Source organism: Cryobacterium sandaracinum, assembly GCF_004403415.1.
Lineage (GTDB): Bacteria > Actinomycetota > Actinomycetes > Actinomycetales > Microbacteriaceae > Cryobacterium > Cryobacterium sandaracinum.
The window spans coordinates 158,238-177,881 of sequence record NZ_SOGO01000031.1; the positions used below are offsets into that span (position 1 = coordinate 158,238).

At 68.0% G+C, this 19,644-nt stretch carries 22 protein-coding genes; 4 read left to right on the forward strand and 18 right to left on the reverse strand.

Annotated features, from left to right (window positions below; genetic code table 11):
* Nucleotides 1-47: 47 nt before the first annotated feature.
* On the reverse strand, nucleotides 48-1,094 hold the full coding sequence (locus tag E3T25_RS11150; RefSeq protein WP_134343037.1) for a tyrosine-type recombinase/integrase: 1,047 nt from the start codon (nucleotides 1,092-1,094) through the stop codon (nucleotides 48-50).
* Between the two features lie 11 nt (nucleotides 1,095-1,105).
* Nucleotides 1,106-2,005 carry a phosphodiesterase gene (locus E3T25_RS11155; protein ID WP_104103158.1) on the reverse strand — a complete coding sequence of 300 codons (900 nt, stop codon included), beginning with the start codon at nucleotides 2,003-2,005 and terminating at the stop codon, nucleotides 1,106-1,108.
* A 235-nt stretch (nucleotides 2,006-2,240) separates the two neighbouring features.
* Here E3T25_RS11155 and E3T25_RS11160 point away from each other — a divergent pair, with 235 nt between their 5' ends.
* A complete protein-coding gene (locus E3T25_RS11160) occupies nucleotides 2,241-2,747 on the forward strand; it encodes a hypothetical protein (protein WP_134374262.1) in 507 nt (168 codons plus the stop codon).
* 126 nt (nucleotides 2,748-2,873) lie between these two features.
* On the forward strand, nucleotides 2,874-4,883 hold the full coding sequence (locus tag E3T25_RS16805; protein ID WP_166785994.1) for a hypothetical protein: 2,010 nt from the start codon (nucleotides 2,874-2,876) through the stop codon (nucleotides 4,881-4,883).
* A gap of 110 nt (nucleotides 4,884-4,993) precedes the next feature.
* Here E3T25_RS16805 and dprA read toward each other — a convergent pair whose 3' ends face one another.
* The 5 genes from dprA to E3T25_RS11190 all read right to left on the reverse strand — a co-directional run bounded on the left by dprA (nucleotide 4,994) and on the right by E3T25_RS11190 (nucleotide 10,318).
* Complete coding sequence (gene dprA, locus E3T25_RS11170; protein WP_104103149.1) at nucleotides 4,994-6,253, reverse strand: DNA-processing protein DprA; 1,260 nt, start codon at nucleotides 6,251-6,253, stop codon at nucleotides 4,994-4,996.
* Nucleotides 6,250-7,785 (reverse strand): YifB family Mg chelatase-like AAA ATPase, encoded by a 1,536-nt coding sequence (locus E3T25_RS11175; RefSeq protein WP_134343034.1) that lies wholly within the window; start codon nucleotides 7,783-7,785, stop codon nucleotides 6,250-6,252. Before E3T25_RS11175 ends, dprA begins: the two co-directional genes overlap by 4 nt.
* Nucleotides 7,785-8,141, reverse strand: a complete 357-nt coding sequence (locus E3T25_RS17505) for a YraN family protein (RefSeq protein WP_104103537.1) — start codon at nucleotides 8,139-8,141, stop codon at nucleotides 7,785-7,787. Before E3T25_RS17505 ends, E3T25_RS11175 begins: the two co-directional genes overlap by 1 nt.
* A 241-nt stretch (nucleotides 8,142-8,382) precedes the next feature.
* Nucleotides 8,383-9,093: an SGNH/GDSL hydrolase family protein gene (locus E3T25_RS11185; protein WP_104103143.1), complete on the reverse strand. Its 711-nt coding sequence runs from the start codon at nucleotides 9,091-9,093 to the stop codon at nucleotides 8,383-8,385.
* Between the two features lie 58 nt (nucleotides 9,094-9,151).
* Complete coding sequence (locus E3T25_RS11190) at nucleotides 9,152-10,318, reverse strand: dipeptidase (RefSeq protein WP_338145478.1); 1,167 nt, start codon at nucleotides 10,316-10,318, stop codon at nucleotides 9,152-9,154.
* A 95-nt stretch (nucleotides 10,319-10,413) separates the two neighbouring features.
* On the opposite strand from E3T25_RS11190, the gene E3T25_RS11195 reads away from it, so the two are divergent.
* Nucleotides 10,414-11,226 carry a metal-dependent hydrolase gene (locus E3T25_RS11195; RefSeq protein WP_104103138.1) on the forward strand — a complete coding sequence of 271 codons (813 nt, stop codon included), beginning with the start codon at nucleotides 10,414-10,416 and terminating at the stop codon, nucleotides 11,224-11,226.
* A gap of 60 nt (nucleotides 11,227-11,286) precedes the next feature.
* Complete coding sequence (locus E3T25_RS11200) at nucleotides 11,287-11,733, forward strand: nitroreductase family deazaflavin-dependent oxidoreductase (protein WP_104103135.1); 447 nt, start codon at nucleotides 11,287-11,289, stop codon at nucleotides 11,731-11,733.
* 30 nt (nucleotides 11,734-11,763) lie between these two features.
* On the opposite strand, the gene E3T25_RS11205 is transcribed toward E3T25_RS11200, so the two are convergent.
* The 11 genes from E3T25_RS11205 to rpsP all read right to left on the reverse strand — a co-directional run bounded on the left by E3T25_RS11205 (nucleotide 11,764) and on the right by rpsP (nucleotide 19,361).
* Nucleotides 11,764-13,233 (reverse strand): glyceraldehyde-3-phosphate dehydrogenase, encoded by a 1,470-nt coding sequence (locus E3T25_RS11205; RefSeq protein ID WP_134374264.1) that lies wholly within the window; start codon nucleotides 13,231-13,233, stop codon nucleotides 11,764-11,766.
* A gap of 73 nt (nucleotides 13,234-13,306) precedes the next feature.
* Nucleotides 13,307-13,630, reverse strand: a complete 324-nt coding sequence (locus E3T25_RS11210; RefSeq protein ID WP_066596196.1) for a DUF2469 family protein — start codon at nucleotides 13,628-13,630, stop codon at nucleotides 13,307-13,309.
* Between the two features lie 12 nt (nucleotides 13,631-13,642).
* Nucleotides 13,643-14,284, reverse strand: coding sequence for a ribonuclease HII (locus E3T25_RS11215; RefSeq protein WP_134374266.1), 642 nt, complete (start codon nucleotides 14,282-14,284; stop codon nucleotides 13,643-13,645).
* 3 nt (nucleotides 14,285-14,287) lie between these two features.
* The gene (lepB, locus tag E3T25_RS11220; protein WP_104103128.1) at nucleotides 14,288-15,034 is read right to left on the reverse strand and encodes a signal peptidase I; all 747 of its coding nucleotides are present in this window, start codon (nucleotides 15,032-15,034) and stop codon (nucleotides 14,288-14,290) included.
* A gap of 85 nt (nucleotides 15,035-15,119) precedes the next feature.
* On the reverse strand, nucleotides 15,120-15,464 hold the full coding sequence (rplS, locus tag E3T25_RS11225; RefSeq protein ID WP_104195167.1) for a 50S ribosomal protein L19: 345 nt from the start codon (nucleotides 15,462-15,464) through the stop codon (nucleotides 15,120-15,122).
* Between the two features lie 192 nt (nucleotides 15,465-15,656).
* A complete protein-coding gene (locus E3T25_RS11230) occupies nucleotides 15,657-16,235 on the reverse strand; it encodes an MFS transporter (RefSeq protein WP_104103120.1) in 579 nt (192 codons plus the stop codon).
* Between the two features lie 36 nt (nucleotides 16,236-16,271).
* Entirely contained in the window at nucleotides 16,272-17,021 is a 750-nt protein-coding gene (gene trmD / locus E3T25_RS11235; RefSeq protein ID WP_134374268.1) for a tRNA (guanosine(37)-N1)-methyltransferase TrmD, read from the reverse strand.
* 9 nt (nucleotides 17,022-17,030) lie between these two features.
* Nucleotides 17,031-17,912, reverse strand: a complete 882-nt coding sequence (locus tag E3T25_RS11240) for a formate/nitrite transporter family protein (protein ID WP_134343031.1) — start codon at nucleotides 17,910-17,912, stop codon at nucleotides 17,031-17,033.
* 87 nt (nucleotides 17,913-17,999) lie between these two features.
* Complete coding sequence (gene rimM / locus E3T25_RS11245; protein ID WP_104103111.1) at nucleotides 18,000-18,674, reverse strand: ribosome maturation factor RimM; 675 nt, start codon at nucleotides 18,672-18,674, stop codon at nucleotides 18,000-18,002.
* Between the two features lie 22 nt (nucleotides 18,675-18,696).
* On the reverse strand, nucleotides 18,697-18,933 hold the full coding sequence (locus E3T25_RS11250; protein ID WP_104103108.1) for an RNA-binding protein: 237 nt from the start codon (nucleotides 18,931-18,933) through the stop codon (nucleotides 18,697-18,699).
* A 2-nt stretch (nucleotides 18,934-18,935) separates the two neighbouring features.
* Nucleotides 18,936-19,361, reverse strand: a complete 426-nt coding sequence (rpsP, locus tag E3T25_RS11255) for a 30S ribosomal protein S16 (RefSeq protein ID WP_104103105.1) — start codon at nucleotides 19,359-19,361, stop codon at nucleotides 18,936-18,938.
* Nucleotides 19,362-19,644: the final 283 nt, after the last annotated feature.

The following is a 19,644-nucleotide window of genomic DNA, read 5'->3' on the forward strand; positions in this document are numbered from 1 at the left end:
AGCCGCGAGGTAGTCGCGGAGCAGTCCCGGAACCCGTCGCCGGGGAGTCAGGCGCGCGGGTGCGCGGTGCGGTAGCTCTGTTTGAGGCGTTCGGCCGAGACATGAGTGTAGATCTGGGTGGTGCCGAGGCTGGAGTGGCCGAGCAGCTCCTGCACGGCCCGGAGGTCGGCTCCGCCGTCGAGCAGGTGGGTGGCCGCCGTGTGGCGGAGGGCGTGCGGGCCGGCCGGCCCGTTGCCGGGCACATCGGCGAGCAGAGTGGCGACCAGCCGGTAGACCGCCCGCACGCCGAGGCGCTGGCGGCGCGCACCAAGGAACAGCGCGCTCACCGGCGTCGCGGCGTTCTCGGCAGCGGTTTTCGCTGCGTGCGCGCGGTTCTCGGCAGCGGGCCCCACGGTCCCGGCGGGGGCTGCGGTCTCGGCGGGCGCTGCGGTCTCAACGAGCCGGGGGCGGCCCCGTTCGAGATAGGCGAGGATCGCGTGCTGGGCCGGCACGCCGAAGGGAACGACGCGTTCCTTGGAACCCTTGCCGGTGACCCGCACGGTGAGTCGGTGCAGATCGACGTCGGTGACGTCGAGGCCAACGAGCTCCGAGACCCGCAACCCCGACGCATAGAGCAGTTCCACTATCGCGAGGTCGCGCAGCGCCGCCGGGTCGGGACCGGCAGCACGAAGTTCCAGGTGGGTGAGTAGCTCCTGCATTTGGGTGTGGTTGATCACTCGGGGCAGTGGTCTGCCGGGTTTCGGCGAGCGCAGCCGCACGGCGGGGTCGGTTGCGCTGCCGCCGGTGCGTGCCAGCCAGGCCGTGAAGCTGCGGGCGGAGGCCGACCGCCGGGCAATGGTCGCCCGCGCCAGCCCCGACTGGGTTCCGACCCACAGCCAATCGCGGAGCAGATCGAGGCTCAGCGCCGCCGGGTCGATGACGCTGCGAGTTTCGGCGAAGGCGATCAGTCCCGCCAGGTCGGTGCGGTAGGCGCGCACGGTGTGTACGGAGAAGCCGCGCTCAACGGCCAGGTAGACCACGAAGTCGTCGACAGACGCATTGAGGAGGTGCACCGGCGCGGGAACCGGCGGTGGTATGCGAACGGACTCAGGCATAGTCACCTCGGTCAGACCTGCCGCGAGAAGGCCTCGGTGCGCTCGTCGGGCGTAAGCGCCTCCATCCGGTCGAGGAAGGCCGCGTCGAAGCCGGTCGCTGCCGGAAACTCGCCGAGAGCCACATGCGAGTGCACGATCTGGTCGTCGTAGACGTGCACGAGGTTGATCGATTGCCCACCCTGCAGACCGCTGAGCGCCCCCTGCGGCGCGGTCGGATCGATCGTGTAGCAGGTCGCTGCGGCGACCGACACCGGGATACCCGCGAAGAGTCCGGTCGTCGCGTAGTGCAGGTGTCCGCCCAGGATCGCCCGGATATCGCTGCCGGCCACCACCTCGGCCAGTCGGGGCTGCCCCCGCAGCTCGAGGATGGACATCAGCGGCAACATCGTGGGCACGGGCGGATGATGAAGCGCCAGCAGGGAGCCGTGCGGAGCAGGCTCGCTGAGCACCTCGGCCAGCCACGCTAACTGCGCGCCGGACAGGTCGCCGTGGTGATAGCCCGGAACACTCGTGTCCAGTGCGATGATGCGCACTCCCCCGATGTCGAATACCCGGTCGATCGGCGCCGAGGATCCTTTTTCCCGGAGCAGCTCGGTGCGGAAGGCCTCGCGCTTGTCGTGGTTCCCCATCACCCAGATGACGGGGGCGCCCATCCGTTCGGCCGCGGCCTCGACAATGTCACGCACCCGGCGGTACGCAGCGGCTTCACCGCGGTCGGCGATGTCACCGGTGAAGAGCAGCGCGTCGGGCCGGAGACCGGACCGCTCCAACTGTGCCATCGCCTGGTACACGGTGGTGTCGGTGTCGACCGCGCCGTAGAGCGCTCGACCTCCGCCGAGGAAGTGGGTGTCGCTGATATGCGCGATGAGGTGGGTGGCTGGAGGGTACTGGCCCAGTTGCACGGCTGACATGACTCACCTTTCGTGGGTGCCGCCCAGACTACGGCCTGCCCCCGACGTCGGCCTGTCGTCGCGCAAATTCACCCTTCGGTGGGATTCGCGCGAACCCACTATTGGGGGGGGGGGCCCGCAGCCCCGTTCTGTGGGCTCATCCGGCCTAACGGCGCACACGAGACCGCCCTAGCTTTCAGCACGTGTCCTCACAGATGAGGACTGTCGAGACCCGAAATCGATAGAAGGGCATCACATGACCAAGAAGACCACACCCGAGGCAACCGCCGGCACCGCCAAGCAGCTGCGGGTGAGGAGCATCGCGCTCGTCGCGGCCGCGATGCTCCTGGTCGGCGGAGGCGGAGCGTACGCCTACTGGTCGACGACCGGCTCCGGCACCGGTGCGGCGGCCAACGCCAAGTCCAACGGCTCGCTGGTGCTGAGCGCCCACCTGGCCGACGGTCTGACCCCGGGCGCCTCCGTGCCGGTGACGTACTCCGCAAAAAATGCGGGCACGTCCAGCCTCAAGGTCGCAACCATCTCCCAGACCGGCAGCACTGACGCCCCGGGGTGTGTCTTCGCCGACAACTTTACGATCGCCCCGTCCGTCGTCTCCGACACGCGCGTGATGGGCATGCCCAGGAGCCAGGCCGTCGTCGATGTGACCATCACGGGAGCCTCGACGCTCATGTTCCTTGACACCGCTGACGACCAGGACGCCTGCAAGGGCGCCACCGTCACGCTGACGCTCAAGTCCAACTAGCTCGATCACAGGTGGGCAGGCTCTCTCCGAGCCTGCCCACCTGTGCGATTTTCATTTTGGAACATCTGAGTCCCTGAACATTCATGCTCGTTCGACAGCTGTGAGAGGTTGACGTGACTTCCCTCCGTGCCCACCGTTCCGCATCCGGAAACACCCGCCTCTCATTCTTCGGCCTCACCCTTCGGCCTCACCGCCGCCGTGACCCTTGCCGTGTTGGTCGTGTCCGTAACCGGTGGCGCCTCCGCGTATTACACCGCCCCCGGGTTCGGCTCCGGCTCGGCAGCCCTCGGCACGCTGCTTCCGCCCACCGACGTGCTCGTTCCCGCGACGAGCGCCGGCACCGTGAGCCTGCGCTGGACGGCATCCGTCGGCACGCCCGCGCCGACCGGCTCCTGCGCCACCCGCACCAAGACCGGCACCGGCACGCCGACCCCGGCCTGCGGCACCAGCCCGACCATCATCGTGGCCACCGCGTTTTGCGACGACCTGCTCGTTCTGACCGGCGACTATACCTACACGGTCACCGCCGTCTACAACGGCTGGACCGCGGCGAGCGCCCCCAGTGGCAGCGTGACGATCTCGAATCCGACGAAAGTCGCGTTCCAGGCCCAACCGTCCGACGCGACCAGCGGCGCCGTCTTCACTGCCCAGCCCAGCGTCGCGATCCAGAATGCCGCCGGAGACACCGTGCCCACCAGTACCAGCCCGGTCACACTGGCAATCACCGGGTCGCCCGCCGACGCCAGGCTCACGTGCCCAACCAACCCGCTGGCGGCAGCATCCGGTGTCACGGTCTTCACCGGCTGCGCCATCGACAGGGCCGGCACCTATACGCTCACCGCGGCCTCCGGTGCCCTGACCGTTTCCGTGGGCTCCGCGAAGAAACTGTCCTTCACCCAACCTGCCGTTGACTTCTCCATCACCAGCCAGACCACGTTCGCCGCGCCCGTCCAACCGATGGTCACCGTTCAGGACGCCGGCGGAAACACCATCACCGGCAGCACCGCAACAATCAGCCTCGGCCTCACCTCACCCGCCGGGGCCAGCCTGACCTGCGCCGCGAACGCCCGGGCTGCCGTCTCAGGCATCGCCGCCTTCGCCGGCTGCCAGATCGACAAGGCCGGCAGCTACACGCTCACCGCCACCTCGGCCGGGCTCGCCGACGCCACGAGCAACGGCATCAACGTCACCGCCGGGCCCCCTAAGAGACTCGTCTTCACCGCACAGCCCGCCAATAGCAGTAGCGGCGGAACCCCGTTCTCAACCCAACCTGTCATTGCCGTGCAGGATGCGTTCGGAAACACCGTCACCACCAGCCTCAGCCTCACGACCCAGGCAGGCGCCGCGCTGTCCTGCACCTCAGGCAACCCGCTCGCGGCCGCGTCCGGTGTCGCGGCCTTCACCGGTTGCCGGATCGACAAACCCGGCAGCTACACACTCACGGCGGCCTCAGGGACCTGGACGGCCGAGTCCAGCAGCCTCACCATATCGGTCGGCTCCGTAGCGAAACTAGCCATCGCCTTCCCGACCAGCACCGCCATCAGTCAGAGTGCCTTCTCCACCCAACCGGTTGTCACGGTGCAGGATGCCGGTGGCAACACCGTCACGAACAGCACCGCAGCCGTGACATTGAGCCTCACCAACACACCCGTCGGGGCCACCCTGTCCGCGTGTGCTTCCGCCAGCACCGCCGGCGTCACGACCTTCACCGGTTGTCGGATCGACAAGGCCGGCGCCTACACACTGACGGCCGTCGTGGCAGGCCCCATCACGGCCACGAGCAACACCACCACGATCTCGGCCGGGGCCGCGTCAAAACTCGCTTTCACCGGAACATTCCCTCAGAAGAGCCATAAGAGGAACGACTTCTTCGTGCCTCAGCCGGAAATCACGATCCAGGATGCCTTCGGCAACACAGCGAACGCCGCTGTAAGCGTCACGCTCTCTGCGAGTCCACCGTCCAACAGATCCGGCACGCTGTCGTGCGCGGCGACAACCAGGACTTCTCTCAACGGTGTTGCTACGTTCAGTGGCTGCCAGGTCAGTTACCAAGGCAATCAAGCGGGCCTGTACACGTTCACGGCGGAAGCTTCGGGGCTTGTGAGCGCCTCCGTCATCGTCACGATCGTCCAGTGATCAGGAGTCTTCCAGTGATCATGGATGACAACGACGGGGCCACGGTCGACGTGCTCGTACGCCGAAAGGACGGGGACGACCAGGGGGGTGGTCGGGTGAACGGCGAACCGTTACCGGCCGCGCACCCAGCCGGTCTCCTTCTCCCGAACCACCCCCTCCAGGTCGAGGGCGCCGAGGGACCCCTGCACCGTTGACATCGACAGTCCGGCCCGACGGGCGATGTCGGTCACGCTGCGCGCCGCCCGCGTGCTCAGAGCGTCGAACACGCGCACCTGCTCGCTCGTGCGGCCGCCGAACCCGGCCGTGTCTCCATCGGCGGGCGGCAGGTCGAGGGTGAGGCCCAGCATCCGTTCGCCCACCAGTTCGGCCATTTCCGCGGCTGTGCTGACGCAAACGGCGTCATACTCGCGGATCAGCCGATGGCAGCCGGCCGACGTCGGCGAGGTCACCGGGCCCGGAACGGCCCCGAGCGGCCGGCCGAGAGCGGCGGCATGCCCGGCAGTGTTGAGCGAACCCGAGCGCCAGCCGGCCTCGAGCACGACCGTGGCCGCGCTGGCAGCGGCGATCAACCGGTTGCGTTGCAGGAACCTCCATTTGGTGGGCGCGGCCCCGCACGGCAGTTCGGAAATGATCGCCCCCATCGTGGCGATACGGCTCAGCAGGGCGTCGTGGCCGCTCGGGTAGTAGCGGTCCACTCCCCCGGCGAGGAACGCGACGGTCAGCCCCGAGCTGGCCAGTGCCGCCCGGTGCGCCATGCCGTCAATGCCGTACGCCGCCCCGGAGACGATGAGGAAGCCGCGGTCGACGAGCCCGGCGGAGGCCTCCATCGTCACATGCTCGCCGTAGCCGGTGGCCGCGCGGGCACCCACTAGGGCGATCGAGTTGGACAGCGCCGTCAGAGCGGTCGGGATGCCCCGCCACCAGAGTGCGATCGGCGCGTGGACTGCCAGGTCGTCGACGCCTCTCGGCCAATGTGCATCAGTGGGCACCAGGAGCCCGGCGGACGCGCGCGCCGCCTGCTGCAGGGAACGGATCACCTCGGCCGAGGATAACCGCGGCCGCCAGCGTTGCAGGGCCTGCTCCAGTAGGGCCTGCAGGTCGTCGGTCAGTGGCAACCCCGTTGCGGCCAGCGCGCCCGCGAGCCGGGCCCCGGTCCACAGGTCGAGGACGGCACTGAGTGCCGGCCCGGCCCCCAGCCCCTGCACGAGCAGTCCGGCGGCGCCGTCGCCCGGCTCCGAGATGCCGGTCCACGCGGCGCGCGCGAACACATCGGCGGCGGCCGCGGCATCTGTCGGGCCAGACCCGGCGGATGCCCGCACGCCCCCGGTCAGCGCAACCACCGTGGATTCCTCCAGCCCAAACAGCATCATGACGTCATTCCCTTCCGCAGGTACAAGGCCTGCCCTACCTGTTCAATGCCGGGCCGGGACACGCCCTCGAGGTCGGCGATGGACCAGGCCACCCGCAGTACTCGGTCATATCCGCGCATGGTGATGCCTCCGCGTTCAAGCGCCCGGTCAAGGATAGCCGTGGCCGCTCTGCCCAGCCGGGCCTGGGGGCCGCGCAGCCAGGGGCCGGGCACATCGGAGTTCAGCGTCCACGGCGTGCCGGCGAGGCGCTGGGCCGCGGCGGCTCGGGCCTCGATCACCCGTCCGCGGGCGACGGCGCTCGCCAGTCGGGGCGTCTCGGTGGCCAGCCTCAGCTGGGCGGCAGTGATGCGCTGCACCCGCAGCTGAATGTCGATACGGTCCAGCAGCGGTCCCGAAATGCGCGCCAAGTACCGTCGCCGGGAGCTCGGCGGGCAGGTGCAGTCCAGGTCAGGGGCGCCGTACTGCCCGCAGGGGCACGGGTTGGCCGCCATCACCAGCTGGAAGCGGGCCGGGAAGTGGGCGACCGCGTTGGCGCGGTGAATGCTGATCACCCCGGATTCCAGCGGCTGCCGGAGCGCGTCGAGCACCGCCGAGGCGAATTCGGGAGCCTCATCGAGGAAGAGCACCCCGTGCGAGGCGCGCGCCGCCGCGCCAGGCCGGACCTGCCCGCTGCCTCCGCCGACCATGGCCGCCGCCGTCGCCGTGTGGTGCGGGGCCTCAAGCGGCGGGCGGGTGATCAGGGCGCGCCCGACGGCGCGGCCGCTGAGCGACCGCATGGAGCTGACCTCGAGGGAGGCCTCAGCGTCGAGGTCGGGCAGCAGTCCGGGCAGCCGGGCCGCCAGCATGGTCTTGCCGGCGCCGGGCGGCCCCACCATGAAGACGTGGTGACCGCCGGCCGCCGCGATCTGCAACGCCAGGATCGCATCGTCATTGCCGATGATGTCGACCAGGTCGGGTTCGGCCGTCTCCGCCGCGGCGTCGCCGGGAACGAGGATGGGGTCAACCGGGATCGGTTCGAGTTCGGCGCCATGCCAGATGGCGGCGTCCCGCAGGGAGGCGACACCGATCACCCGCACGCCCGGCACGAGGGACGCCTCATCGACGTTGCCGGCGGGCACCATCACCGTGCCGTGGCCAAGCCGGGAGGCCGCGATCACCGCCGGGAGCATGCCCGGCGTCGGCCGCAGCCGTCCGTCGAGGGCCAGCTCGCCGATGTGCACCACCCGGCCCACCGACGCGGCCGAGACCACCTGGTCGGCCCCGAGGCAGGCCAGCGCGATGGCCAGGTCGAAGCCCGACCCGTGCTTCGGCAACGACGCCGGGGAGAGGTTGATGGTGAGCTTGTTGCGGGTGAGCGGACAGCCCGAGTTCTTCGCCGCAGCCCGCACCCGCTCGGTGGCCTCCGACAGGGCCGCATCGGGCAGCCCGATCAGGATGATACCCGGCAGCTGCCCGGAGATGTCGGCCTCCACCTCGACCAGTGCCCCGGTCATCCCGGCCAGGGCCACCGCATGCGTGCGGGCGAGCCCCATCAGAACACGCCCGTCAGGTGCTCGATCACGGGCTCGGTGCCGGGACGGATGATCACGGCGATGGCGTCGACACGGATGCGGGCGGGCCGGGCATCCGCCTGTTCGCACCACGCCGCCGCGAGGCGACGCAGCCGGGCGAGCTTGGCGACAGTGATGGCCTCGAACGGATGCCCGAAGCGGGTTCCCGAACGCGTCTTCACCTCGACGAAGACGACCTCTCCCCCGAGCTCGGCGACCAGGTCGATCTCACCCTGCCCGCAGCGCCAGTTGCGCTCCACGACCCGGTAGCCGGCGGCGGCGAGGAAGAGGGCGGCGCACTCCTCGCCCTGCCTGCCCAGTTCGTCTTTGCGTGCCACGAGCACCTCCGCCCCCAGCGTGCCGGGTAGGCGCTCCCGGCACTCGCGGGGTCGAGAAGCTGTGCGGTCGGCGGCGCGGCCGCGTCTGGGGAGGACCACCCCCGGCCCGGCCTTCAGCACCACCGTCCCGAACGAATTCGACGCCGGCACGGCGGTCCGTCTGTGCTGACCAGCGTCCACGCGGTGCAACCAGCTCTGCCGTTCCGGGAGCGACACAACCAATCGATCAGGACTCCCCCAGCTACAGCCCCAGCGCGGCGAGCGCCGCGTCCATCCGCTCGGCGAGGGCTGCGTAGCCGGCGTCATTGGGGTGCAGGCCGTCGTCGGCCATCCACTCGGGGTGCCCGTCGAGCCAGTAGGAGGCGCCGGAGATGTAGTCTGCGTCGGCGCCGAGCGCGGCCGCCTGAACCCAGCCGATGATCTGCTCCACGGAGTCCGGGCGCTCCTCGGTGTACCAGAACGGCTCCACGACGATGAGGCGCGCCTCTGGCAGGGCCGCCCGGATCGTCTCGAAGTCGCGGGTGATCGCCGCCTCGATCTCGTCGGCGCGGGACGGCATCGAGAAGTTGTCGTTGAGCCCCATGGTGCTGATCACGATGTCCGGCCTGGCAGCGATGACCTGGTCGATCAGATCATCCCCCCGCCGCTGGTTCACGAAGCCGAGGCCGTTGCGGCTCGGGTTGACCTCGGTCCAGTCGCGCTCTGCCGAGACGATGGTCGACCAACGTTTGTCCGCAGCCGAGCCGCCGGTGCCGCGCGTGTAGGAGTCGCCGTAGAAGGCGACCACGGTCTCGCCGGGGCCGCGGGCCGCGGGACCCGGGTCGGCCTCGCCCAGGCCGCGGCCCAGGACGCCGCTCTGGGCGAGCATTGCCAGGGCCACCGCCCCCGCGAGCAGCACGGCGGCGGCGATCCACACGGTGATCCAGAAGGCAGGGCGTCGTCGAGGGGTCATGACACTGATTCGGAGCCGGGCACCGGCAGGGTTGGCGGAACACGCCGGCCCGGCATGCTCAGCGCACCAACCGGGGCACCGAGGCGCCGGATGCCGCGTGTCCGGCGGCCGCGAACGCGGCATCCGTCTCGCGCAACACCCGCAGCACGTTGGCGCCGGCAAGAGCCGCGAGGTCGGCGGCCGACCAGTCGCGCCGGGCCAACTCGGACAGCAGCGCCGGGTAACCGTCGACGCCTTCGAGGCCGGCAGGGAACTCGTCGGTGCCGTCGAAGTCGCCTCCGAGGCCGATGTGGGCCATTCCGGCGACGCGGCGGGCGTGTTCGACGTGGTCGGCGACATCCGTCAGCGTCACGACCGGCGCCGGCCCGGCCCGGTCGCCCTCGAACCAGACCGAGTAGTCCTCGGACAGGAATTGGGGCACGAAGGTGAGCATGAGCACCCCGCCGTTGGCGGCCAGTCGGCACAGCACGTCGTCGGGCACATTGCGGGGGTGGTCACTGAGGGCCCGGCAGGAGCTGTGACTGAAGATGACGGGCGAGTCGGACGCGTCCAACGCCGCGTGCGCCGTGGCCGGGGAGACGTGCGAGAGGTCGACCAGCATGCCCAGCCGGTTGAGTTCGTGCACGTAGTCGACGCCGCGGGGTGTGAGGCCACCGTGCTCGGGTTCATCGGTGCCCGAGTCGGCCCAGGTCGTGTTGTGCACGTGGGTGAGGGTGAGGTAGCGCACGCCCAGCCGGGCGAACATGCGCAGCGCGGCTGGGGAGTCGTTGAGGCTGTGTCCGCCCTCGGCGCCGAGCAGGGAGGCGATGCGCCCGATCGCTCGGGCGGCCTCCACGTCGGCGGCACTGCGCGCGATGCCGAAGTCGTCGGGGTAGCGCGCGGCGAGGCGGTAGACCCAGTCGATCTGCTCAAGCGTGCCCTGCACGGCGTCGGCGCCTGTAAGGTCGTCGCTGACGTAGACCGACCAGAACTGCGCTCCGACCTGCCCTGCCCTGCCCGCAGCCTGGCGATGTCGGTGTCGGTGGACAGACCGCCCCCGAGACCCTCCACGGAGTAGTCGCGGCTCTGCCGGCACTCCCACGCCCAGTCGTTGTGGCCGTCGATCAGCGGGGCCAGGGCCAGCGCCTGCTCCACGACGACGGATGCCGCGGCGGGCGCGGACGGAACCGGTGTGCTCATGCCCCCACGCTAGTGCCGGCCGGCACGGGCGGGGAGCGGAAGCCACCTACAGTTGAACGGGAACTGGTGAACCGGCCCAGTCGAGGCTCGGCATGCCCCCGACGGCCTGAATCAGACTTGGACCAGTTAGGACCCCCTCTCATGATGGGTGCACACCATGCCATGACCGGCGCCGCCGCCTGGATCGCCGTCACGGCGACCGCCGGGCACGGCCTCGGGCTCTTTCCTGTGACGCCCGTCGGCACGATCGCCGGCTCGCTGCTCTGCGCCGGGGCGGCCCTCCTCGCCGACGCCGACCACAACTCGGCCACCATCTCGCAATCCGTCCCCGTGCTCGGCCGGCTCGTCACCACGGGGATCTCCCGGGCCTCCGGCGGCCACCGGCACGGCCTGCACAGCCTGCTCGGCCTGTTCTCGGCGTGGCTGCTCGCCACCGTGATCGGTCTGGTGCTCTGGGAGCCCGTCTGGGCCACGGAACCGGTGCGCGTCGGCCCGGCCCTGATGAGCGCCGCGGCGATCGCGTTTGCGGCCAAGGTGCTCGGCCTCTCGAAGCAGTCGTGGGGGCTGGCCTGGGCAATCGGCTTCGCCGTGGCGGCTTTCATCGCCGTTTTCGCCCCAGAGCAGCACTCGTGGTTCGTGATCTGCTTCACACTGGGCTACGGCGTGCACCTTCTGGGCGACCTGCTCACCACCGGCGGGCTGCCCCTGTTCTGGCCGTGGATCCCGAAACCGCCCAGATGGTGGTGCCGGGTGCCGGTGCTCGAGAATCTGTGGTCATCGGGCGGCTACCTGTCCGTGCCGGTGCTGGGCAACGCCGGCTCCCTGCGGGAGTGGCTGCTGCTGATCCCGGTCACCGCTTATGCGGGCTACGGCGTGCTGTTCGCGCTGCTGGAGACCTGGGGCGTCAACCTGGAGGCCGCGCTGGTGGACATTGCCGGGGCGCTGCCCCTGTAGCGGGGCAGAAGACGCCGGGACATCCGTCGGTCGCCCCTGTTCACCTCGTAGGCTGGAGGCATGGGACTGCGTAATCGGCTGACGGATCTGCAGATGAAGACGATGAGCGTGCTGCACCGCGCGGTGCTGACGGCCTCCGGCGGGCGCCTGCTCGCCTCGTTCGGGTCGATGCCGGCGGTCGAGCTGCACACCATCGGCCGCTCCAGCGGCAAGCGTCGCACGACCATGCTCACCGCCCCCGTGCACGGGCACCAACGCTTCGTGCTGATCGCCTCGAAGGGCGGCGACGACCGCCACCCGCAGTGGTATCTCAACCTGGTCGCGAACCCCGACGTCGAGCTGACCGTGCGCGGCACCACCCTGAAGCTGCGGGCGCGAACCGCGTCCCCCGCGGAAAAAGCCGAGCTGTGGCCGCAGATCGTGGCGGCCTATCGGGGCTACGACGGCTACCAGCAGAAAACCGGCCGTGATATCCCGGTCGTGATCTGCGAGCCCCGGCCGCGCTGACCCGAACCCGGGCCAACGCCGCTCGGTGACTCAGACCAGGGCGACCGGCTCGATCAACACCTTCGGGAACACCGGCGGATGCACGCCCGCCATCTCCTCGAGCACCCGGATGACCTGGCAGCTGTACCCGTATTCGTTGTCGTACCAGACGTACAGCACGGCCTTCGTGTCGGTGCAGATGGTGGCCAGGCCGTCGACGATGCCGGCCCGGCGGGAGCCGAGGAAGTCGCTGGAGACCACCTCGGGCGAGTCGATGTAGTCGATCTGCTTGTGCAACTCGGAGTGCAGCGACATGGTGCGCAGGTAGGTGTTGAGCTCGTCCTTGGTGGTGCCCTGCGTGAGGGTGAGGTTGAGGATCGCCATCGACACGTCGGGCGTGGGCACCCGGATGGCGTTGCCGGTGAGCTTGCCGGCCAGCTCGGGCAGCGCCTTGGCGACGGCCTTCGCGGCCCCTGTCTCGGTGATCACCATGTTCAGGGCGGCGCTGCGCCCGCGGCGGTCGCCCGAATGGAAGTTGTCGATCAGGTTCTGGTCGTTGGTGAACGAGTGCACCGTCTCCACATGGCCTTCCCGGATACCGAAGCGGTCGTTCACGGCCTTGAGCACGGGCGTGATCGCGTTGGTGGTGCAGGATGCCGCCGTGATGATGGTGTCGTCCGCGGTGATGGCGTCGTGGTTGATGCCGTGCACGATGTTCTTCAGCGCGCCCTTGCCCGGAGCCGTGAGCAGCACCCGGGCGACACCCGGGCAGGCCAGGTGCTGGCGGAGTCCGTCGGCGTCGCGCCAGCGTCCCGTGTTGTCGACCACGACAGCGTTCTGGATGCCGTATCGGGTGTAGTCGACGGTGGCCGGGTCGCTCGAGTAGATGACCTGAATCAGCGTGCCGTTGGCGAGGATCGTGTTGCCCACCGGGTCGACGGTGATGGTGCCCTCGAATGGTCCGTGCACCGAGTCGCGGCGCAGCAGGCTCGCCCGCTTGACGATGTCGTTGTCCGACCCGCGGCGCACCACGATGGCCCGCAGGCGCAAACCCTGTCCCCCGCCGGCGTGGTCGATCAGGATGCGCGCGAGGAGACGTCCGATCCGGCCGAAGCCGTACAGCACGACATCCGTGCCCGCGGTGACGAAGTCACCCTGCCGGTCGACGACATCCGCCAGCTCGGCCCGGAGGAATTCCTCCCGGCCGCGCCCGGCACCCTCGAGTTTGTAGGTCATGGCCAGCCGGCCGAGGTCGATCGACGCGGTCCCGAGCCGGAGGGTGCTGAGGGTCTGCAGCAGCGGCAGGGTCTCCTCCAGGGGCAGTTCCACATCGTCGATGTGGCGCGCGAAGCGGTGCGCCTTGAGCAGTCCGATCACCGACTGGTTGACCAGTCCCCGGCCGTGCACGCTCGTGACGACGTGATTTTCCCGATACAGACGGCCGATCAAGGGGATCATCTCTTCAGCGAGTGCCTCCCGGTTGATCCACGAGGCCAGAGCGCGATCAGATTCCTGAAGCAAAAGACATACCCTTCGTTCTCGACCGCATCGTTGCGCCGAGTGTGCAGACCCCCAGGCCTGAGTCTTCGTTGTGCTACTCGTCGAGCGCGAGTTCCTTCGGCAGTTCGAACTCCTTGGACGCGAGTTCCTCGACGTTGACGTCTTTGAAGGTCAGCACCCGCACCGACTTCACGAACCGGTCGGAACGGTAGACGTCCCAGACCCAGACATCTTTCATGGTCAATTCGAAGTAGAAGTCGTGCTCCGTGTCACGGCGCACCAGCTCGACCTCGTTCGCGAGATAGAAGCGCCGTTCGGTCTCGACGACGTACTGAAACTGCCCCACAACGTCTCGGTACTCTCGGTACAGGGCCAGCTCGACCTCGCGGTCGTAGTCCTCGAATTCATCTTCTTCCATGGTTCCTCAATCCTACGCTGTGATCTTCAGCCAGGATTTGCGATGCAGCAGAGTGGGTCCGAGCAGGGCGATCGCCGCCATGTGGGCGGGGCTGCCGTAGCCCTTGTTGCCGGCCCACTCGTAGCCGGGCGTCACGGCATCCGCCTCGATCATCAGAGCGTCGCGGTGCACCTTCGCGATCACGGATGCCGCGGCCACCGACGCGCAGTCCTGGTCGGCCCGCACGCGGGTCACCACGTTGAGCGGAGTGCTCAGTGCCCTGTTCAGCCAGTCGTCGTTGCCATCCAGGAGCACCACGGCGCCGGTGATGTCGACCCCGGCCGCGAACAGCTGCGCGAGGGCCCGCTTGCCGGCCAGGCCGAGCGCGGCGATGATGCCCAGTCGGTCGACCTCCAGCGGCGTCGCGAGGCCGACCGCTGAGTGCAGCGCCCAGGCGACAGCCAGCGGCGCAAGGAGCCCGCGCCGGGGTTCACTGAGCATCTTGGAGTCGCGCAAACCGGCCGGGAAGGCCGAAGCTGAGGCGTTGACGACGGCCACACCTACCCCCACCGGACCGGCAAGGGCGCCGCGGCCGACCTCGTCGACGCCGATCACGCAGGTCGCCCCGGCGGCCAGCAACGCCCGTTCGACGTCGAGGGTCGGATCCACGACCATTCCCTACCTCGTCTCCGTGGGGACGCCCTGGAAGACCTCCGGGTAGTCGTCGAGCCAGGACCAGCGCGCGGTCGGCCAGCTGATCACGAGGGCGCGCCCGACGACGTTGTCGATGGGCACGAACCCCTTGCCGGGGGTCTCGGTGTTGTAGCGGGAGTCCTTGGAGTTGTAGCGGTTGTCACCCATCACCCAGAGCGAGCCGTCCGGCACGACGATGTCGAAGTCGTCCTGCGAAACGCTCGTCTCCCCGGTCGGCAGAGACACATAGGGTTCGGACAGAGGCACGTCGTTGACGCTCATCTGGCCGAGCGGGTTGCAGCAGGTGACGTGGTCGCCCGGCAGCCCGATGACGCGTTTGATCAGGTGGTCGTTGCTGTCCGGCGCCGACAGCCCCACCGCGGCCATGACCCAGTCCACGGCGGCGATGACGGCGTTCTGCTCGAGGGGCGCCTGCGGCAGCAGCCAGCCGCCCGGATCCCGGAACACGACGACGTCGCCGCGTTCGACCGGGATCAGTTTCGGTTCGAGCTGGTTCACGATGATCCGGTCGTTGATCAGGAGGGTGGTCTCCATCGACCCGGAGGGAATGTAGAACGAGCGCACCAGGAACGTCTTGATCAGGAACGAGATGAGCAGCGCCACCACGAAGATGACCAGCAGGTCACGTATAAAGAGTGCAACGCCGCGCTTCTTGCGCTTTGTTTCTGTTCCCTGGCGATTGGATCGCGTGGGCAGAGAATTATCTGTCATTAAACCGCCTGAGCTCCTGACCCAGTGTACGGGTGAGGAGCTCAGGGGGAATTCAGCGCAAGCTGGAAGTCGACTGCGACGGGTGTTAGTCGCGCTTCTCCTTGATCTTGGCCTTCTTGCCGCGCAGGTTGCGCAGGTAGTACAGCTTCGCGCGACGCACGTCACCACGGGTGACGACCTCGATGCGGTCGATCACCGGGGAGTGCACCGGGAAGGTACGCTCGACGCCGACCTGGAAGCTGACCTTGCGTACGCAGAACGTTTCGCGCACGCCTTCGCCGGAGCGTCCGATGACGACTCCCTGGAAGACCTGCACACGAGAGCGAGCGCCCTCAACGATGTTGACGTGGACCTTGACGGTGTCGCCGGCGCGGAACGCCGGAATGTCCTTGCGGAGGGATGGGGCATCCACCTGGTCGAGAATATGCATACTGTTCGCTCTCTGTATCCGCCACAGGACGACTACGGCTTATGCGATCCGACACGCGAGGCGAGCGAATCAGCAAATGAATGAGTGTGTTTCGTGCCGATACCTTGCAGCTCCCCTGTGGCAGAGGCTTGCCACGGCACAAGCGATGATTATGTCACGAAACGCACCATGCCCGCAAAAGCTGGGTGAAGGTCAGGCCTCCGGCGCCTGACCGTGCTTCTTCCCGGATTCCTTCTTCTCGAACGACTCCCCGGGCGGGCGGAGTGAATGCTCGCGCACGATGATGACGGAGGGATCCGGCGTGGGGATGAAACCGTCGGTCGGCGGCAGCGTGGGCGGCACGGTCGGCAGGAACGCGGGGCCCCTCGCCGTCTCCTCGACCAGAAGCATCATGGCCCGCATGCTGCGGCGGGCGGCGGCGATCAGCTCCCAGATGGCGAACCAGAACGCGCCGATTCCGACCACGATCACCAGCGCGGCGAGGCCCGGTGCGACGTCGTAGGTAAAGCCCATGCCCACGATCAGGGCGTGCCAGAGCGTGAGGATGCCCACGTCGGCCCACGACACCATGCGGGTACTGCGCACCTCGGTGCGGGCGAAGAAGATCAGGCTCACGGTGAGCAGGCCCACACCGACCACCAGGCCGCCGAAGAAGCTGCCGACCACGTCCCAGCCGCCGCTGCCGTAAACGGAGGCGCCGACCAGGAGCCATGCCGGAAGCACGAGGACGGCAATGAACTGCCAGTAGTAGAAGAACCTGCGTACGAACACGAAACCAGACTACCCGGGCGACCTGCTCCGGCGAGCTCAGTTCGCTGGCGGCAGAAGGTCCGGGCGCACCCGGGCCGTGCGCAAGAATTGCTGCTCCCGCCGCCACGCCGCGACGGCGCCGTGGTTGCCACTGAGCAACACCGACGGAACGTCGAGGCCGCGCCAGGCCGCGGGCTTCGTGTAGCTCGGATATTCGAGGAGGCCGTCCTCGTGGGATTCCTCGACAAGGCTTTCCGGGTTGCCGACGACCCCCGGGATCAGACGACCGACGGCCTCGATCATGGCCATCACGGCCACCTCTCCCCCGTTGAGCACATAGTCGCCGAGACTGACCAAGCGCACCCGGCCGTCCTTCTCGAAGTGGTCGAAGACCCGCTGGTCGATGCCCTCGTAGCGTCCGCAGCCGAAGATGAGGTTCGATTCCTCGGCCAACTCCCGGGCCATGGCCTGCGTGAACAAATCCCCAGCCGGGGACGGGAAGATCAGGAGCGGACTGGCATCCGTCGCCGTCGTTTCGGGCATGACGGACGCATCCGGCGGCTCGGCACCCGGGTGCACGTCGGTGAGGATCGCGTCGATCGCGTCACCCCATGGCTCCGGCTTCATCACCATGCCGGCGCCGCCGCCGTAGGGCGTGTCGTCGACGGAGTGGTGCCGGTCGTGGGTGTGGTCGCGCAGGTTGTGCACCCGAAGGTCGATCAGCCCCGATTGCCGGGCCTTGCCGACCAGGGAGACGTCGAGGACGGAGAAGAACTCCGGAAAGATCGTGATGATGTCGATACGCACGGGAGAAGTCTACGAGCGAACGAGCGTGGGTTCGGCAGGCTCGGTCGCCTCGGCGGCCACCTCCGCGTCGACGTCGACTGCTTCACCGGATGCCGGGGCGCGGTTCACATGGGTACGGTGCGAGAAGTAGATTGGCAGCGCGGTGAAGAGGATGGCGCCCAGGACGTTGCCGAGGAGCACCGGGGCCTGGTTCCATACCCACCACTGCCCGACCGTGACGTCGGCGCCGAGCATGATGCCGGCCGGGATCGCGAACATGTTGACGATCGCGTGCTCGAGGCCGAGGCTGAAGAAGGTCGTCACCGGCAGCCACATCGCGAGGATCTTGCCCCCCGTGGACTTGGACGTATAGAACATGATGGTGCCGATGGCGACCATCCAGTTGCAGAGCATGGCCTTGATGATCACGACAAGGATGCCGCCGGCACCGACCGCCTCGTAGGGCAGCACCTTGTGCTCGGCGAGGTCGATGATGGCCTGGACCATCGGGTCGGACATGTCCGTGCCCAAGTAAGTGATCGACGTCGTGTAGAGGAAGGCGTACAGTCCGGCCCCGAAGAGGTGGGCGAGAATGACCACGAAGAAGTTCCTGAGTCCCCGGGTGACCGTCGTGCGCCTTTCCATGATCGCAAGCGGGACAAGGGCGAAGCTACCGGTGACCAGCTCGAGGCCCAATAGCAGGATCATCGCGAATCCGACCGGGAAGAGCACGGCCCCGACGATCGGCAGCCCGGTCTGGGCCGTGGCGGTTAAGGCGACGGTCGTGGCCGCTCCGAGAATCGCCCCGGCAAGCGCACCCCGCATCACCATTTGCCCCAGGGTCAGTTGCGTTTTAAGCATGCCAGAGTGAGTGATGTCATCGACGAGTTGGCTCGGTTTAACGTACGACATGCGACGGTGCTCCAATAAGAGGTCTGCCGCGTCGTGACGAGGTGGGGAGCCGGTCGGGCGCGGCGCGCCTCTCCCCGAGGAGGTGTTTCAGCTCCGGCCGGGGGCTCCGTCAACCTCGGCCTGGGGTTCTGATTCAGTTTCGGGGGCAGCCGTGGCTGCGGTGTTGTCACTATTGTCGACGTTGTCATCGTCGTCGTCCGGTTCCTCCGGGAGCTCTTCGAGCAAGCCGGGAGGCGGGGTGATGGTGACGATGCCGGTCGCGATGTCGACGGAGGGCACGATGGCCTTCACGAATGGGATCATGACCTCGGCGGCGGGGGTCTTCACGATCAACAGGTCCTGCGCGGGAAGGTGCTCCAGCCGCGCGATGGTTCCGATCTGGACGCCGTCGCGCACGACGGAGAGGCCGATCAACTGGTGGTCGTACCAGGCGTCTTCTTCGCCGGACTGTTCCGCGTCGTCTTGGTCGATCCAGAGGATCGCCTTGGCGAGGGCTTCGGCCGCTTCACGGTCGGGGACATCCTTGAAGAAGCCGACCGCGTGCTGGTTGTACCAGCGGAGCTCGACGAGCTCGATTTTCTTGCCGTGCCAGGGTGAACCCGTGGGCACCTGCAGGGTGAACACGGCGCCCGGGACGAAACGACGTCCCGGGTCATCCGTGAACAATTCCAGCTTGATCGCGCCCTTGAGACCGTGCGCCTTGGTCAGGCGCCCCACCCTCAACTGGCTGCGCGGAGTCGTACTGTCGTTCACCGAACTCATATCCAACTACTCATTTACCAGTTCAGAAATCGGTGTCGACGACGTCAACGCGCACGCGCCGGCCGTCGGCCAGCGCGGCCACGAGGGTGCGCAGTGCCTTGGCGGTGCGCCCGGAACGCCCGATCACGCGGCCGAGGTCTTCGGGGCTCACACGAACCTCGAGAACCTCGCCCCGTGGGGACGTCTGGGTCACAACATGCACATCGTCCGGGTGATCGACGATCCCCTTGACAAGATGCTCAAGCGCGGGAGCGAGCAAAATTACGCCTTGTCCTCTTCGGTTGCCTCCGCGGCAGCCTCGGTCTCCTTGGGTGCCTCTTCCTTGGCCACAGGCTTGACGGCCTTCGGCTTCAGAACCGGCTTCTTCTTCTCGTCGGCGACGAACGGAGCCTTCGGCTCCTTGAACTTCACGGTACTGACGGCGTTCTTGTCACCCTTGAAGATGCCCCAGTCGCCGGTCAGCTTGAGGAGAGCCTCAACCTGCTCTGTCGGCTGTGCTCCAACGCCCAGCCAGTACAGGGCACGCTCGGACTTGACCTCGATGACGGAGGGCTCCTGCGTGGGGTGGTAAATGCCGATCTCTTCGATGACACGACCATCGCGCTTGGTGCGCGCGTCGGCAACGACGATGCGGTAGTACGGTGCACGGATCTTGCCCATGCGCTTCAAACGAATTTTGACAGCCACAATTCTCCTGTGTATTTGATTTTTGGCGAACTGAGGGCCGTGAGCGTGGGGGCACACTCGGCACAAGCTCAATAAGGTTTTTTCCTGCGCCTGAGTAGAGGGTCGGACGCAAGAGAACTCGACTAACTATTCTGTCAGACATCGACGACTTTCTGATAATCGACCGGCTGGGCGGCGCGGTCATCACCGGACCCGCATCCGGCTGGGGCGCCGCTTCGCCAATCGGTGTCAGGATTGTCACACAACCACGCCCGAAGGGGTGAACCAGGATCGGAAGGACCGC

What these genes read in the sequence shown, in the direction of transcription:
- E3T25_RS11195 (WP_104103138.1), top strand. Translation starts at nt 10,414, where the DNA reads ATGATGGGTGCACACCATGCCATGACCGGCGCCGCCGCCTGGATCGCC.
- E3T25_RS11175 (WP_134343034.1), bottom strand. Translation starts at nt 7,785, where the DNA reads ATGGGGCTCGCCCGCACGCATGCGGTGGCCCTGGCCGGGATGACCGGG.
- E3T25_RS11210 (WP_066596196.1), bottom strand. Translation starts at nt 13,630, where the DNA reads ATGGAAGAAGATGAATTCGAGGACTACGACCGCGAGGTCGAGCTGGCC.
- E3T25_RS11240 (WP_134343031.1), bottom strand. Translation starts at nt 17,912, where the DNA reads ATGTCGTACGTTAAACCGAGCCAACTCGTCGATGACATCACTCACTCT.
- E3T25_RS11150 (WP_134343037.1), bottom strand. Translation starts at nt 1,094, where the DNA reads ATGCCTGAGTCCGTTCGCATACCACCGCCGGTTCCCGCGCCGGTGCAC.
- dprA (WP_104103149.1), bottom strand. Translation starts at nt 6,253, where the DNA reads ATGATGCTGTTTGGGCTGGAGGAATCCACGGTGGTTGCGCTGACCGGG.
- E3T25_RS11155 (WP_104103158.1), bottom strand. Translation starts at nt 2,005, where the DNA reads ATGTCAGCCGTGCAACTGGGCCAGTACCCTCCAGCCACCCACCTCATC.
- E3T25_RS11185 (WP_104103143.1), bottom strand. Translation starts at nt 9,093, where the DNA reads ATGACCCCTCGACGACGCCCTGCCTTCTGGATCACCGTGTGGATCGCC.
- E3T25_RS11215 (WP_134374266.1), bottom strand. Translation starts at nt 14,284, where the DNA reads ATGGTCGTGGATCCGACCCTCGACGTCGAACGGGCGTTGCTGGCCGCC.
- lepB (WP_104103128.1), bottom strand. Translation starts at nt 15,034, where the DNA reads ATGACAGATAATTCTCTGCCCACGCGATCCAATCGCCAGGGAACAGAA.
- rplS (WP_104195167.1), bottom strand. Translation starts at nt 15,464, where the DNA reads ATGCATATTCTCGACCAGGTGGATGCCCCATCCCTCCGCAAGGACATT.
- rimM (WP_104103111.1), bottom strand. Translation starts at nt 18,674, where the DNA reads ATGAGTTCGGTGAACGACAGTACGACTCCGCGCAGCCAGTTGAGGGTG.
- E3T25_RS11200 (WP_104103135.1), top strand. Translation starts at nt 11,287, where the DNA reads ATGGGACTGCGTAATCGGCTGACGGATCTGCAGATGAAGACGATGAGC.
- E3T25_RS11160 (WP_134374262.1), top strand. Translation starts at nt 2,241, where the DNA reads ATGACCAAGAAGACCACACCCGAGGCAACCGCCGGCACCGCCAAGCAG.